Origin of the sequence: Pseudomonas sp. R3.Fl (genome assembly GCF_023516765.1) — a bacterium.
In the GTDB taxonomy this organism is placed as follows: Bacteria; Pseudomonadota; Gammaproteobacteria; order Pseudomonadales; family Pseudomonadaceae; genus Pseudomonas; species Pseudomonas citronellolis.
Map to the genome: position 1 here is coordinate 4,008,358 of NZ_JAMGSO010000001.1, position 13,157 is coordinate 4,021,514.

A 13,157-nucleotide genomic window follows, 5' to 3' on the forward strand; every position below is an offset into this window, starting at 1 on the left:
GGAGCGAGCTTGCTCGCGAACGCTCTTAACCCAGCGTAATCATCTCCACGTCGGCGCGCCCATCCTCGATAGCGATGATCGCCAGCGAGATCGGCAGCTTGAAGCGCCGCGGCCCGGCGCTGCCGGGGTTGAGATAGAGCACCCCGTCGCGCACTTCCTGCAGCGGCTTGTGCGAATGCCCGGCCAGCACCACGTCGAAGCCTTCGGCCCGTGGATCGATGGCCAGTTGCTTGAGGTCGTGGATCAGGTACAGGCGCAGCCCGCCCAGTTCCAGGCTCAGGGTTTCGGGAATGGCCTCGGCCCAGGCTTCGGTATCGTTGTTGCCGCGCACCACGTCCAGCGGCGCCAGTTGGCGCAGCGCATCGAGGATCACCGGCTTGCCGATGTCGCCCAGGTGCAGCAGGCGCTGGCAGCCGCGCAGGGCTTCCAGGGCTTCGGGACGCAACAGGTTGTGGGTGTCGGCGATCACGCCGACGCGCAGGGAAGTGCTCATGCATCCAGCATAAACGACGACGCCACCCGAGGGTGGCGTCGTGGCTGGCTCAGTGCGGGGCCCTGGCCGCCGGTGCTTCCGGCAGGAACCAGTTCAGCAGCAGGGCGCAGATGCCACCGGTGGCGACGCCGGACTCCAGTACGTTGCGCAGCGCCGCCGGCATGTGCGCGAGGAATTCAGGCACCTGCGACACGCCCAGGCCCAGGGCCAGGCTGACCGCGATGATCAGCAGGGCACGGCGGTCGAGGTGGGTGCCGGCGAGGATGTTGATGCCCGAGGCGGCCACCGCGCCGAACATCACCATGGCCGCGCCGCCGAGCACCGGCTCGGGCACCGCCTGGATCACCCCGGCGACGCTGGGGAACAGGCCGAGCACCACCAGCATCGCGGCGATCCACAGGCCGATGTGGCGGCTGGCCACGCCGGTCAGCTGGATCACCCCGTTGTTCTGCGCGAAGACCGAGCTGGGGAAGGTGTTGAAGATGCCCGCCAGCAGCGAGTTGGCGCCATTCACCAGCACCCCGCCCTTGATCCGCTGCATCCACAGCGGGCCTTCCACCGGCTGCTTCGACACCTGGCTGGTGGCGGTGACGTCGCCGATGGCCTCCAGCGAGGTGACCAGGTAGATCACCAGCATGGGGATGAACAGCGCCCAGGAGAAGCTCAGGCCGAAGTGCAGCGGCGTCGGCACCTGGAACAGCGCGGCCTGGTGCATGCCGCTGAAGTCCAGGCGGCCCAGGTAGCCGGCCAGCACGTAGCCCACGGCCAGGGCGATGACGATGGCGCCGCTGCGCATCCACACCACCGGGATGCGGTTGAGCACCACGATGATCGCCAGCACGGTGCCGGACAGCAGCAGGTTCTCGCCATTGGCGAAGGTGCCGTTGCCCATGGCGCTGAAGCCACCGCCCATGCTGATCAGGCCGACCTTGATCAGGGTGAGGCCGATCATCAGCACCACGATGCCGGTCACCAGCGGGGTGATCAGTCGCTTCACGAACGGCAGGATGCGCGACACGCCCATCTCCACGAAGGAGCCGGCCATGACCACGCCGAAGATGGCCGCCATCACCTGCTCCACCGGCGTGCCCTGCTTGACCATCAGCGCCCCGCCGGCGATCAGCGGGCCGACGAAGTTGAAGCTGGTGCCCTGGACGATCAGCAGCCCGGCGCCGAACGGCCCGAAGCGCTTGCACTGGACGAAGGTGGCGATGCCGGAGATGACCAGCGACATAGACACGATCAGGTTGGTGTCGCGGGCGGAAACGCCCAGCGCCTGGCAGATCAGCAGACCGGGGGTGACGATCGGCACGATGATCGCCAGCAGGTGCTGCAGTGCTGCGAGCAGCGCGACGGGCAGGGCGGGACGGTCTTCCAGGCCGTAGACCAGGTCGCGCTGGGCCTTGTCGGCGGTGACGGGGTTCTCGAGGGAGCTCATGGCGGCAGTCCGGGAAAAAGAGCGGGATTTTACGGGGACTGGTGCCGATCGCACAGTGCCATAGGGCAGGGATTTCCGGCGTGGATGTCGAAGTTCGGCGCAAAGTGACGGCTGTGGTGTCAGCTTCTGACGTGGAGCGGCATTGCGCTGGCGGTCTTATTGAGAGTTATCGAGCGATTTTCGAGATTGGGGATATTTCGCTGTCTTTCGGGGGAAGGGGACTACATATCTGGCTTATCCGTGGGGAATTAAATCCGCGTCACCCTCCATTTCCCGTGTGGGGATGGGGGCTTCAGACGAGAACCCATGGAGTAGTGAAATGAGAAATTATCGGGCAACGCAGAAAGGTTTTACGCTGATCGAGTTGATGATCGTGGTGGCGATCATCGGGATTCTGGCGGCGATAGGGCTTCCCGCTTATCAGGACTATACCGCTCGGGCGCAGGCCTCCGAGGGGTTGAAGACTACTGCGGGTTTACAGGCAGATATTGCAATAGATACTGCTGAGGCGGGAGCTCCAGCAGCAAGTGCTCAAACCCAGGCAGCAGCGGCTGCTCTTGAGGGCAAATACTTCAACGCCGGCGGTGTTGTTGTTACCGCGACAACTGGAGCCATAGCAGTCACGTTCGCAAGTGGTGCTCTTGCTGGCCAGACGCTGACAATCACTCCAACCTTCGTTGCTAACACAAATCAGATTTCCCGCTGGAGATGTACTGGGCTGACCAATACTTCGCATATTCCGTCAGGTTGCCGTTGATGCTTGCTTGAGGGGTATGACGCTTAAGTGCTTCAGCCAAAAAATAAGCCTGGCATGTGCCAGGCTTATTTTTTCAGAGCTGGACGATCAACCGTCCAGCAACGCCTTGTTCCGCACCGCTCCCTTATCCGCACTGGTAGCCAGCAACGCATAAGCCTTCAGCGCAGTACTGACGCGGCGTGCACGCGGCTGCGCCGGCTTCCAGCCCTTCTTGTCCTGCTCGATGCGGCGGGCGGCCAGTTCTTCATCGCTGACCAGCAGGTTGATGCTGCGGTTGGGGATGTCGATCAGCACCTTGTCGCCGTCCTGCACCAGGCCGATGGCGCCGCCCGCGGCGGCTTCCGGCGAGGCGTGGCCGATGGACAGGCCCGAGGTGCCGCCGGAGAAGCGGCCGTCGGTGAGCAGGGCGCATTGCTTGCCCAGGCCCTTGGACTTCAGGTAGCTGGTGGGGTAGAGCATTTCCTGCATGCCCGGGCCGCCTTTCGGGCCTTCGTAGCGGATGATCACGATGTCGCCCGGCTTCACCTCGTCGGCGAGAATGCCCTTCACTGCGGCGTCCTGGCTTTCGAAGATCTTCGCGCTGCCTTCGAACACGTGGATCGACTCGTCCACGCCGGCGGTCTTCACCACGCAGCCGTCGAGGGCGATGTTGCCGTACAGCACGGCCAGGCCGCCTTCGGCGGAATAGGCATGCTCGACGCTGCGGATGCAGCCTTCGGCGCGGTCGTCGTCCAGGCTCGGCCAGCGGGTGGACTGGCTGAATGCGGTCTGCGTCGGGATGCCGGCGGGGCCTGCCTTGAAGAAGGTGTGGACGGCTTCGTCACGGGTCTGGGTGATGTCCCACTGGGCGATGGCATCGGCCATGCTCGGGCTGTGCACGGTCGGTACGTCGGTGTGCAGCAGGCCGCCACGGGCCAGCTCGCCGAGGATGGAGAAGATGCCGCCGGCGCGGTGCACGTCTTCCATGTGGTACTTCTGGATGTTCGGCGCCACCTTGCACAGCTGCGGCACCTTGCGCGACAGGCGATCGATGTCGCGCAGGTCGAAGGCGATCTCCGCCTCTTGCGCTGCGGCCAGCAGGTGCAGGATGGTGTTGGTCGAGCCGCCCATGGCGATGTCCAGTGTCATGGCGTTCTCGAAGGCCTTGAAGCTGGCGACGTTGCGCGGCAGCACGCTGTCGTCGCCTTCGCCGTAGTAGCGCTGGCACAGTTCCACGGCCAGGCGCCCGGCGCGCAGGAACAGCTGCTCGCGGTCGGCGTGGGTGGCCAGGGTCGAACCGTTGCCCGGCAGCGACAGGCCCAGGGCCTCGGTCAGGCAGTTCATCGAGTTGGCGGTGAACATGCCGGAGCAGGAACCGCAGGTGGGGCAGGCGCTGCGCTCGTACTCGGCGACCTTCTCGTCGGAGCAGGAATCGTCCGCCGCGACCACCATGGCGTCGACCAGGTCCAGGCCGTGGCTGGCCAGCTTGGTCTTGCCGGCTTCCATCGGGCCGCCGGAGACGAACACCACCGGGATGTTCAGGCGCAGGGCGGCCATCAGCATGCCGGGGGTGATCTTGTCGCAGTTGGAGATGCAGACGATGGCGTCGGCGCAGTGGGCGTTGACCATGTACTCGACGGAGTCGGCGATGATCTCGCGGCTCGGCAGCGAATAGAGCATGCCGTCGTGGCCCATGGCGATGCCGTCGTCGACGGCGATGGTGTTGAATTCCTTGGCCACGCCGCCGTGCTTCTCGATCTCGCGGGCGACCAGCTGGCCCAGGTCCTTCAGGTGCACGTGGCCGGGCACGAACTGGGTGAAGGAGTTGGCGATGGCGATGATCGGCTTCTTGAAGTCTTCGTCCTTCATCCCGGTGGCGCGCCAGAGGGCGCGGGCGCCGGCCATGTTGCGGCCGTGGGTGGAGGTTTTCGAGCGGTAATCGGGCATGACGAGTTCCTGCGGCTAATCAGGCTTCGGTAAGAGTCTTATCGTGAGCGTCGTACGAGGCACATGCAAACGGCAGATGGAGCTGCATGCTCGGAGGGGGCTGCAAGACGGGGCGGGGTCACCGCCCGCGCGGCCGGGGCTCACGGGCCCGCCGGGGGATGTTGGCGAGGGATGTGCAGGATTCTACGCCGGCCGCCGCCGCCAGGGAAAGGCTGATGGTCGGCAGCTGGAAGCCTGAAGCTGGAAGCAAGGGCAGAGCCCAGAATCCCTTCCAGCTTCCAGTCATCAGCTATTCGGCAACAACCGCACAGTCAGACTCTTGATATAGCGGGTCTCGGCGATGGCCGGGTGCACCGGGTGGTCCGGGCCCTGGCCGCCGCGTTCCAGCAGCTGGAGGTTGCGGTCCAGGTGGCGGGCGCTGCCGAGCAGGATGTTCTGCAGGTCGTCCTCGGGCAGGTGCATGGAGCAGGAGGCGCTGACCAGGATGCCGTCCTTGGAGAGCAGGCGCATGGCCTGTTCGTTGAGGCGGCGGTAGGCGGCCTCGCCGTTCTTCAGGTCCTTCTTGCGCTTGATGAAGGCCGGCGGGTCGGCGATGACCACGTCGAAGCGCTCGTCGGCGGCCTTCAGCTCGCGCAGGGCGTCGAACACGTCGCCTTCCACGCAGGCGACCTTCTCGGACAGGCCGTTGAGGGTGGCATTGCGCTCCACGCCGTCGAGGGCGAAGCCGGAGGCGTCCACGCACATCACGTCGCTGGCGCCGAAGGCCGCGGCCTGGATGCCCCAGCCGCCGATGTAGCTGAACAGGTCGAGCACGCGCTTGCCTTTCACGTAGGGCGCCAGGCGCGCGCGGTTCATGCGGTGGTCGTAGAACCAGCCGGTCTTCTGCCCGGCCAGCACCGGGGCCTCGAAGCGTACGCCGTTCTCTTCCAGGGCGACCCACTCGGGCACTTCGCCGTAGGCATTCTCCACGTAGCGCTCCAGGCCCTCGGCATCGCGCGCGCTGGAGTCGTTCTTCCACAGCACGGCAGTGGGCTTGAGCACCTGCAGCAGGGCGGCGAGCACGTCGTCGCGATGCTTCTCCATGGTCGCCGAGGCGAGCTGCACCACCAGCACGTCGCCGAAGCGGTCCACCACCAGGCCGGGGAGCAGGTCGGCGTCACCGTAGACCAGGCGGTAGAAGGGCTTGTCGAAGAGGCGCTCGCGCAGGCTCAGGGCGACGTTGAGGCGGTGAACCAGCAGCGACTTGTCGAGAACGTGCTTGGTATCGCGGGAAACCAGGCGTGCGCAGATCAGGTTGTTGGGGCTCAGCGCCACTACGCCCAGCGGCTTGCCGTTGGCCATCTCGAGGATCGCCTGGTCGCCGGCGGCGAAGGCGTTCAGCGGCGTGGCCTGGACATCCACCTCGTTGCTGTAGACCCACAGGTGGCCGGCGCGCAGGCGGCGCTCGGCGTTGGCTTTCAGACGCAAGCTGGGCAGGGTCATGGCGGTGCTCCGGGAAAAAGAGCGAGATTATAACCGCTGGCCGCCGGGGTTGCCGATGCCGCGCGGGCGTGACGAGCAGGCATAAAGTTCGCGCCGCGACTGCCGATACGGTTCTGTCCAAATCGGCAGTTCCAGAAGTCGTCCGTCTGGGTAAACTGTGCGCCCCGTCAACTTTCCCAGACCGTCCCCATGGTCCAAGAACTCTCCGCCGAACAGATCCGCCAGACCCTGCAGGGCATCAGCGTGCCGCCGCAACCGCAGATCATGGTCGACCTGCAGATGGAACAGGTCATGCCCAACCCCGACCTGAAGGCCATCGCCAAGCTCATCAGCCAGGACCCCGGGTTGTCCGGCGCGTTGCTCAAGCTGGTCAACTCGCCGTTCTTCGGCCTGGCCAACCGCATCACCTCGATCCAGCGCGCGGTCAACCTGCTGGGCAGCCGCTCGGTGATCAACCTGATCAACGCCCAGTCGATCAAGGGCGAGATGAGCGACGACACCATCGTCACCCTCAACCGCTTCTGGGACACCGCCCAGGACGTGGCCATGAGCTGCCTGACCCTGGCCAAGCGCATCGGCTACGAGTCGGTGGACGAAGCCTACGCCCTGGGGCTGTTCCACAATTGCGGCATCCCGCTGATGCTCAAGCGCTTCCCGCACTACATGGCGGTGCTGGAGGAGGCCTATGCCAGCGCCAGCGACGAGCGCCGCGTGGTGGACACCGAGAACCGCGTGCTGAACACCAACCACGCCGTGGTCGGCTACTTCACCGCGCGCTCCTGGCGCTTGCCGGAGCACGTCTGCGAGGCCATCGCCAACCACCACAACGCGCTCACGGTGTTCAGCGAGGAAAGCAGCCGCAACACTCAGCTGAAGAACCTCCTGGCGATCCTCAAGATGGCCGAGCACATCTGTGGCTCGCACCGCATCCTCGGCAACCAGCCGGAGGACCACGAGTGGGAGAGCATCCGCGCCCTGGTGCTGGATTACGTGGGGCTGACCGAATATGACTTCGAGAACCTGAAGTCGAGCATCCTCGAACTGGGTGTGGGGCAGGGGAGCTACTAGGGATCGCGGATGGGTCCGCTCCTGCGATCGTGCTTCCCCGCAACCGTAGGGCGTATAACCGTTCGCGGTTATACGCCGTTGGCGGGAATACCGATGCCCTTTAAGAGCGCCCTCTCCCCAACCCTCTCCCGCAAGCGGGAGAGGGGGCTGTCCTGAGCGGCGTGGAGGTCAGGCACCGTCCTCATACCCCCGGGAACCCAGAAAGCAACGTAGGAGCAACTGTCTTGCCGGCTGCGCCGAGGTGCTCGCTCCTACGAAAAGCAGTGTTTCCTGGAAACGTAGGAGCGGGCCCTGCCCGCGATTCGCGCGCAGGGCGCGCAAGAGAGAACCGACCGAAGTGCGCCAAGGCGCGGGACAGCACAATGAAAAAAGCCGGGCATCTGCCCGGCTTTTTCATGACCGCGGCGCCTTAGTCGAGCATGTCGCTGAAGCGCTCGTCCTTCTTGTACACCAGCGGCTGGGCGAAGCCCGGCACGCTCATTTCCTCGGCGCTGATGCGGATGTCGCGGTCGTCGATCATGTCGTTGCCGAAGTTGTAGATGATGTCGAACTGGCCCTTGAGCGCCTGCTCCTCGTAGCGCTGGGCGGCGGCGCGGGTCTGTTCGCGGCGCGCCTGGTAGGCGTCGAAGGCGGCGGCGCCGTGGCGCTTGCGCAGCATCTTCTCGGCCAGGCGCGGGGAGAGCAGCACGCCGGTGGCGTTGTTGCCGCCGAAGCCCTTGGAGTTGATGAAGCAGACGTCCAGGTCGTCGCGGCGGCGGTCCTTGTTGGACAGCGCGATGCGGTCCTTGTGCACGTCGTCGGCGAAGGTCTCGACGGTTTTGATGCCCGGCAGCAGGCCGTACTTGAAGGTGCCCAGGGCGGAGACCAGCTGGTCGGCGCTGGCGGTGGCCAGGGAGTGGCCGACGAAGGCCTTGACCGCGGCCACCGGCCAGTCGGCGATGCCGAAGGCCTTGGCCACGCGGTCGAGGATTTCCGACTCGGTGACGCGGTTGGCCGGGGTGCTGGAGCCGTGGGCGTGGACGAAGCTGTGGCGGCGCACGCCTTCCTCGCCGACGATCTGCATGGCGGCGGCCACGGCCTTGGCCATGGTCAGGTAGTTGCCCGGGCCGGGGGCGGAGATGGATTTCTTGAAGCCGTCGGCGTTGATGAAGACGTCGGTCACCGCGCCGTGGATGTCGGCGCCCAGCTCCAGGGCCAGGGCGTCGTCCATCAGCACCACGTACTGGCTGGATTCGGCCAGGGTGAAGCCGCAGTTCTCGCCGAACGGGCGGCTGGCGCGGCGGAAGTCCACGTCCGGACGGCCCTCGATGTTGCGCAGGCCTTCCTCGGTGGCCAGGGCGCTCATGGCCGCGTAGCCCTCGACGATTTCCGAGGTGATCGGCGCTTCGCTGTTGCCCACCACCACGACCCGCGCCTGGCCGGAGGTGATGGCCTCGATGCCTTTCTGCAGGTTGTAGAGGAAGGTGGCGCAGGCGCCGGTGACGCTGCCGGTGAGGCCGACGCTGCCCAGCACGTAGGCGTTGATGAAGTCGGTGGGCATGCTGTTGAAGCCCAGCGGCAGCTGCTTGGCGCTGACGCGGTGGCCTTTCAGGCGCGATTGCAGCAGGCCGCCGAAGCCGTTGTCGTCGAGCTGGCTCATGATGCTGCTGGAGAACACGGCGATTTCGTCGGGCTGCACGCGGTCGACGATGCGCTGCCAGTCGATGCCCACCGAGCGGATCGCGTCGGTGGCGCCCACCACGGCCATCTGCAGGCCGCGCGGGTGGAAGCGCGAGGCGTACAGCTCGCCCGGCTCGAAGCCGGTGGGCAGCTGGCCGGCGGATTTCACCGGCATCTCGCGGTAGCTGTCGACCTTGACCTCGACGCTGTCGTGCAGGGTGACGCGCACCTGGTTGTCGGCCAGTTCTTCCACCGACCAGTTGGCCGGCAGCGGCTCGGGCAGCTGCTTGCGCGCGGTGGTGAAGCTCAGCGGCTGGGCGCCGTCGGCTTCCAGGGTGAGGTTCTTGTGCCAGTGCGCGGCATCGACATCGAAGTACTGCTTCTCGATGCGGCGGATCAGGGTGGAGCCGAGGATCTGCGCGGCATGCCGCCGTTCGATGGCGGCCAGGTCCAGGCGCGCGCCATCGGCGGCGTCCAGGTAGTGGCCGTCCTCGAACTTCACCAGCTTCATCATCACGGCCAGGCCGGCGAGGGTCTGCTGGCGGGCCTGCTCGTCCAGGGACTCCAGGACGGTGCGACGGAACGCATGGTGGAAGGAACTGCGACCCGCGGCGTTATACCCACCAAAACCAACGATGACCGGTAGTCGAGACATCTCTCGCAAACTCCTTCATATAGGCCCGTCCTGTGCAGGACCGGATGGCGCGACCAGGGTGCACGCGAGGCGCAGGGAGGCGACATCACGGATCAGGGGCACAAGCCCGGCGGCAGCTCTGTGATTGGAATGCTTATGCTGACGAGGATGATGACTGCCGAGTCACGCTTTTGGCCAGGGATTGACGGCGAAAGGCGACGAACTTGCCAGGAAGGAGGGGGTGGAACGGATGCGCGAAGGCGCCGGGAGCCAGCGTGGCTCCCGGGCGGGGTTGCAGAACAGGCTCAGCGGTACTCGATGCCGGGTTTTTTGGTGCTGACGCGGGTGCCGGACTTGCCCTGGGTGATGGCCACGATGTTTTCCAGCGAGCCGATCACCGCGTCCTTGCCGGTGGCGCGGGCGAATTCGGCGGCGGCCTGGACTTTCGGGCCCATGGAGCCGGCGGCGAAGCCGAGGCGTTCCAGTTCGTCCGGGTGGGCCTGGGCGATGGCCTTCTGCGTCGGCTTGCCCCAGTCGATGTAGGCCGCGTCCACGTCGGTGGCGATGATCAGGATGTCGGCGTTCAGCTCCTGGGCCAGCAGCGAGGAGCACAGGTCCTTGTCGATCACCGCTTCGACGCCGGAGAGTTTCTTGCCGGATTCGTCGTACATGGTCGGGATGCCGCCGCCGCCGGCGCAGATGACGATGGTGCCTTTCTCCAGCAGCCATTTCACCGGGCGGATCTCGAAGATGCGCTTGGGCCGCGGGCTGGCCACCACGCGGCGGAACTTGTCGCCGTCCGGGGCGATGCTCCAGCCCTTTTCCTTGGCCAGGGCTTCGGCTTCTTCCTTGGCGTAGACCGGGCCGATCGGCTTGGTCGGATGCTGGAAGGCCGGGTCCTTGGCGTCCACCTCGACCTGGGTGAGGATGGTGGCGAAGGGCACTTCGAAGGGCAGCAGGTTGCCCATTTCCTGTTCGATCATGTAGCCGATCATGCCCTCGGTCTCGGCGCCGAGGACGTCCAGCGGGTACGGCGTGACCTTGTCGTAGGCGGCGCCCTGCAGGGCCAGCAGGCCCACTTGCGGGCCGTTGCCGTGGGCGATTACCAGTTCGTTGCCAGGCGCCACTTTGGCGATCTGTTCGGCGGCGATCCTTACGTTTTCACGCTGGTTGGCCGCAGTCATGGGTTCGCCACGACGCAGCAGGGCGTTGCCGCCCAATGCGACGACGATACGCATAGTCATTTCCTCCTGAAGCTGAAAACGCCCCCGGACCGGCAGGCCGGGCCCGGGGTACGCATCCGTCGATCACATGTCGGCGAGGGTCGAAACGAGGATCGCCTTGATGGTGTGCATGCGGTTCTCCGCTTGCTCGAAGGCGATGTTGTACGGGGATTCGAAGACGTCTTCGGTGACTTCGATGCCGTTCTTCAGGTTCGGGTACTGGGCGGCGATCTGCTGGCCGACCTTGGTCTCGCTGTTGTGGAAGGCCGGCAGGCAGTGCATGAATTTCACCCGCGGGTTGCCGGCGGCTTTCATGATGTCCATGTTGACCTGGTAGGGCAGCAGTTCCTTGATGCGCTCGCCCCAGGCTTCCACCGGCTCGCCCATGGAGACCCAGACGTCGGTGTGGATGAAGTCCACGCCCTTGACGGCTTCCTTCGGATCCTCGGTGAGGGTGATGCGGGCGCCGCTTTCCTCGGCGAATTTCTTGCAGGCGGCGACGTGTTCGTCGCTCGGCCACAGCGCTTTCGGCGCGGCGATGCGCACGTCCATGCCGAGCTTGGCGCCGATCAGCAGCAGGGAGTTGCCCATGTTGTTGCGGGCGTCGCCCAGGTAGGCGTAGGCGATGTCGTGCAGCGGCTTGTCGCTGTGCTCGCGCATGGTCAGCACGTCGGCCAGCATCTGCGTCGGGTGGTATTCGTCGGTCAGGCCGTTGAACACCGGAACGCCGGCGTACGTCGCCAGTTCCTCGACGATCTCCTGCTTGAAGCCACGGTACTCGATGGCGTCGTACATGCGGCCGAGCACGCGGGCGGTGTCCTTCATGCTCTCCTTGTGGCCGATCTGCGAGGAGTTGGGGTCGATGTAGGTGACGTTGGCGCCCTGGTCATAGGCGGCGACCTCGAAGGCGCAGCGGGTGCGGGTGGAGGTCTTCTCGAAGATCAGGGCGATGTTGTTGCCCTTGAGGTGTTGCTGCTCGGTGCCGGTGTACTTGGCGCGCTTGAGGTCGCGGGACAGGTCGAGCAGGTAGCGCAACTCGCGGGTGCTGTGGTGCATCAGGCTGAGCAGGTTGCGGTTGTGCATGTTGAAAGCCATGTTCTTTCTCCTTGTGGGATGGGATCGGCCTCGTCAGTACAGCTTGTGGCTGGCGGGGCGGGCGGCCCTGGCTGGGGCCGCCGCGTTGAGTAGGGTGGGCTGTGGCGATCAGTAGTCGATCGGGTCGCGGATGATCGGGCAGGTCATGCAGTGGCCGCCGCCACGGCCGCGGCCGAGCTCGCCGGCGCTGATGGTGATGACTTCCACGCCGGCCTTGCGCAGCAGCGTGTTGGTGTAGGTGTTGCGGTCGTAGCCGATGACCACGCCGGGCTCGACGCAGACCACGTTGTTACCGTCGTCCCACTGCTCGCGCTCGGCGGCGAAGCTGTTGCCGCCGGTCTCGACGATGCGCAGTTTCTTCAGGCCCAGGGCCTCGGCGACCACGCTGATGAAGTCCTTCTCCTCGCGCTGCACGTTGATGCCGTAGGGGCTCTTCTCGTCCGGGCGCAGGGTGAAGGCGACGATTTCCTTGACCACTTCCGGGAAGACGGTGACCAGGTCGCGGTCGCAGAAGCTGAACACGGTGTCCAGGTGCATGGCCGCACGGGATTTCGGCAGGCCGGCGACTATGACTTTCTCGACCGCGCCCTTGGCGAACAGCGACTGGGCGACCTGGCCGATGGCCTGGCGGGAAGTCCGCTCGCCCATGCCGATCAGTACCACGCCATTGCCGATGGGCATGACGTCGCCGCCTTCGAGGGTGGAGGAACCGTGGTCCTTGTCCGGGTCGCCGTACCAGACCTCGAATTCGGCGTTGGTGAATTCCGGGTGGAACTTGTAGATGGCGGTGGTCAGCAGGGTTTCCTGGCGACGCGCCGGCCAGTACATCGGGTTCAGGGTCACGCCGCCGTAGATCCAGCAGGTGGTGTCGCGGGTGAACTGGGTGTTGGGCAGCGGCGGCAGCAGGAAGCTGGAGTGGCCCAGGTAGTCGCGGAACATCTTCAGCGGCTTGGAGCCTTCGGTTTCCGGGATGTCGTCGGCGGTCACGCCACCGATGAGGAATTCGGCCAGTCGTCGCGGCTCGAGGCCTTCCAGCCAGGCGCGCAGTTCGTGGGTCAGGCCCAGGCCGACGCTGTCGGCGGTGATCTTGCGATCGAGGATCCATTTCAGCGCTTCGGGGTTCTGGACGGTCTCGGTCAGCAGGTTGTGCATTTCCAGGACGTCGACGCCGCGCTCGCGCATCTTGGTGACGAAATCGAAGTGGTCGCGCTTGGCCTGGTTTACCCAGATTACGTCGTCGAACAGCAACTCGTCGCAGTTGCTAGGGGTCAGGCGTTGGTGGGCAAGACCGGGCGAGCAGACCATCACTTTGCGCAATTTGCCAGCTTCGGAGTGGACGCCAAGTTTGGTTTTTTCCGTGCTCATGAGTGTCTCCAGTGATG

The 13,157-nt window shown here is 65.5% G+C and carries 10 protein-coding genes; 2 read left to right on the forward strand and 8 right to left on the reverse strand.

Annotated elements, in window-relative coordinates; genetic code table 11:
* Nucleotides 1-25: 25 nt before the first annotated feature.
* Both M8R19_RS17705 and M8R19_RS17710 read right to left on the reverse strand, forming a co-directional pair.
* On the reverse strand, nucleotides 26-493 hold the full coding sequence (locus tag M8R19_RS17705) for a metallophosphoesterase family protein (protein ID WP_249918456.1): 468 nt from the start codon (nucleotides 491-493) through the stop codon (nucleotides 26-28).
* A gap of 49 nt (nucleotides 494-542) precedes the next feature.
* Nucleotides 543-1,931, reverse strand: coding sequence for a nucleobase:cation symporter-2 family protein (locus M8R19_RS17710; protein ID WP_116425121.1), 1,389 nt, complete (start codon nucleotides 1,929-1,931; stop codon nucleotides 543-545).
* A gap of 319 nt (nucleotides 1,932-2,250) precedes the next feature.
* On the opposite strand from M8R19_RS17710, the gene M8R19_RS17720 reads away from it, so the two are divergent.
* Nucleotides 2,251-2,688, forward strand: a complete 438-nt coding sequence (locus tag M8R19_RS17720; RefSeq protein WP_283939476.1) for a pilin — start codon at nucleotides 2,251-2,253, stop codon at nucleotides 2,686-2,688.
* A gap of 87 nt (nucleotides 2,689-2,775) precedes the next feature.
* Here the strand turns inward: M8R19_RS17720 and ilvD are convergent, their stop codons facing one another.
* Together ilvD and M8R19_RS17730 are read right to left on the reverse strand one after the other, a co-directional pair.
* Entirely contained in the window at nucleotides 2,776-4,614 is a 1,839-nt protein-coding gene (ilvD, locus tag M8R19_RS17725) for a dihydroxy-acid dehydratase (protein ID WP_249918457.1), read from the reverse strand.
* Nucleotides 4,615-4,899: 285 nt separating this feature from the next.
* On the reverse strand, nucleotides 4,900-6,096 hold the full coding sequence (locus tag M8R19_RS17730) for a class I SAM-dependent rRNA methyltransferase (protein ID WP_009613909.1): 1,197 nt from the start codon (nucleotides 6,094-6,096) through the stop codon (nucleotides 4,900-4,902).
* Between the two features lie 243 nt (nucleotides 6,097-6,339).
* Here M8R19_RS17730 and M8R19_RS17735 point away from each other — a divergent pair, with 243 nt between their 5' ends.
* Complete coding sequence (locus tag M8R19_RS17735) at nucleotides 6,340-7,164, forward strand: HDOD domain-containing protein (protein WP_116425215.1); 825 nt, start codon at nucleotides 6,340-6,342, stop codon at nucleotides 7,162-7,164.
* A 409-nt stretch (nucleotides 7,165-7,573) separates the two neighbouring features.
* Here M8R19_RS17735 and M8R19_RS17740 read toward each other — a convergent pair whose 3' ends face one another.
* The 4 genes from M8R19_RS17740 to arcA all read right to left on the reverse strand — a co-directional run bounded on the left by M8R19_RS17740 (nucleotide 7,574) and on the right by arcA (nucleotide 13,140).
* Nucleotides 7,574-9,478, reverse strand: coding sequence for a beta-ketoacyl synthase (locus tag M8R19_RS17740; RefSeq protein WP_249918458.1), 1,905 nt, complete (start codon nucleotides 9,476-9,478; stop codon nucleotides 7,574-7,576).
* Nucleotides 9,479-9,762: 284 nt separating this feature from the next.
* Nucleotides 9,763-10,695 carry a carbamate kinase gene (arcC, locus tag M8R19_RS17745; RefSeq protein WP_074980313.1) on the reverse strand — a complete coding sequence of 311 codons (933 nt, stop codon included), beginning with the start codon at nucleotides 10,693-10,695 and terminating at the stop codon, nucleotides 9,763-9,765.
* Nucleotides 10,696-10,764: 69 nt separating this feature from the next.
* Nucleotides 10,765-11,775: an ornithine carbamoyltransferase gene (locus M8R19_RS17750; RefSeq protein ID WP_074980312.1), complete on the reverse strand. Its 1,011-nt coding sequence runs from the start codon at nucleotides 11,773-11,775 to the stop codon at nucleotides 10,765-10,767.
* Between the two features lie 108 nt (nucleotides 11,776-11,883).
* Nucleotides 11,884-13,140, reverse strand: coding sequence for an arginine deiminase (arcA, locus tag M8R19_RS17755; protein WP_116425116.1), 1,257 nt, complete (start codon nucleotides 13,138-13,140; stop codon nucleotides 11,884-11,886).
* Between the last annotated feature and the right edge of the window lie 17 nt (nucleotides 13,141-13,157).

What these genes read in the sequence shown, in the direction of transcription:
- M8R19_RS17705 (WP_249918456.1), bottom strand. Translation starts at nt 493, where the DNA reads ATGAGCACTTCCCTGCGCGTCGGCGTGATCGCCGACACCCACAACCTG.
- M8R19_RS17710 (WP_116425121.1), bottom strand. Translation starts at nt 1,931, where the DNA reads ATGAGCTCCCTCGAGAACCCCGTCACCGCCGACAAGGCCCAGCGCGAC.
- M8R19_RS17720 (WP_283939476.1), top strand. Translation starts at nt 2,251, where the DNA reads ATGAGAAATTATCGGGCAACGCAGAAAGGTTTTACGCTGATCGAGTTG.
- ilvD (WP_249918457.1), bottom strand. Translation starts at nt 4,614, where the DNA reads ATGCCCGATTACCGCTCGAAAACCTCCACCCACGGCCGCAACATGGCC.
- M8R19_RS17730 (WP_009613909.1), bottom strand. Translation starts at nt 6,096, where the DNA reads ATGACCCTGCCCAGCTTGCGTCTGAAAGCCAACGCCGAGCGCCGCCTG.
- M8R19_RS17740 (WP_249918458.1), bottom strand. Translation starts at nt 9,478, where the DNA reads ATGTCTCGACTACCGGTCATCGTTGGTTTTGGTGGGTATAACGCCGCG.
- arcC (WP_074980313.1), bottom strand. Translation starts at nt 10,695, where the DNA reads ATGCGTATCGTCGTCGCATTGGGCGGCAACGCCCTGCTGCGTCGTGGC.
- M8R19_RS17750 (WP_074980312.1), bottom strand. Translation starts at nt 11,775, where the DNA reads ATGGCTTTCAACATGCACAACCGCAACCTGCTCAGCCTGATGCACCAC.
- arcA (WP_116425116.1), bottom strand. Translation starts at nt 13,140, where the DNA reads ATGAGCACGGAAAAAACCAAACTTGGCGTCCACTCCGAAGCTGGCAAA.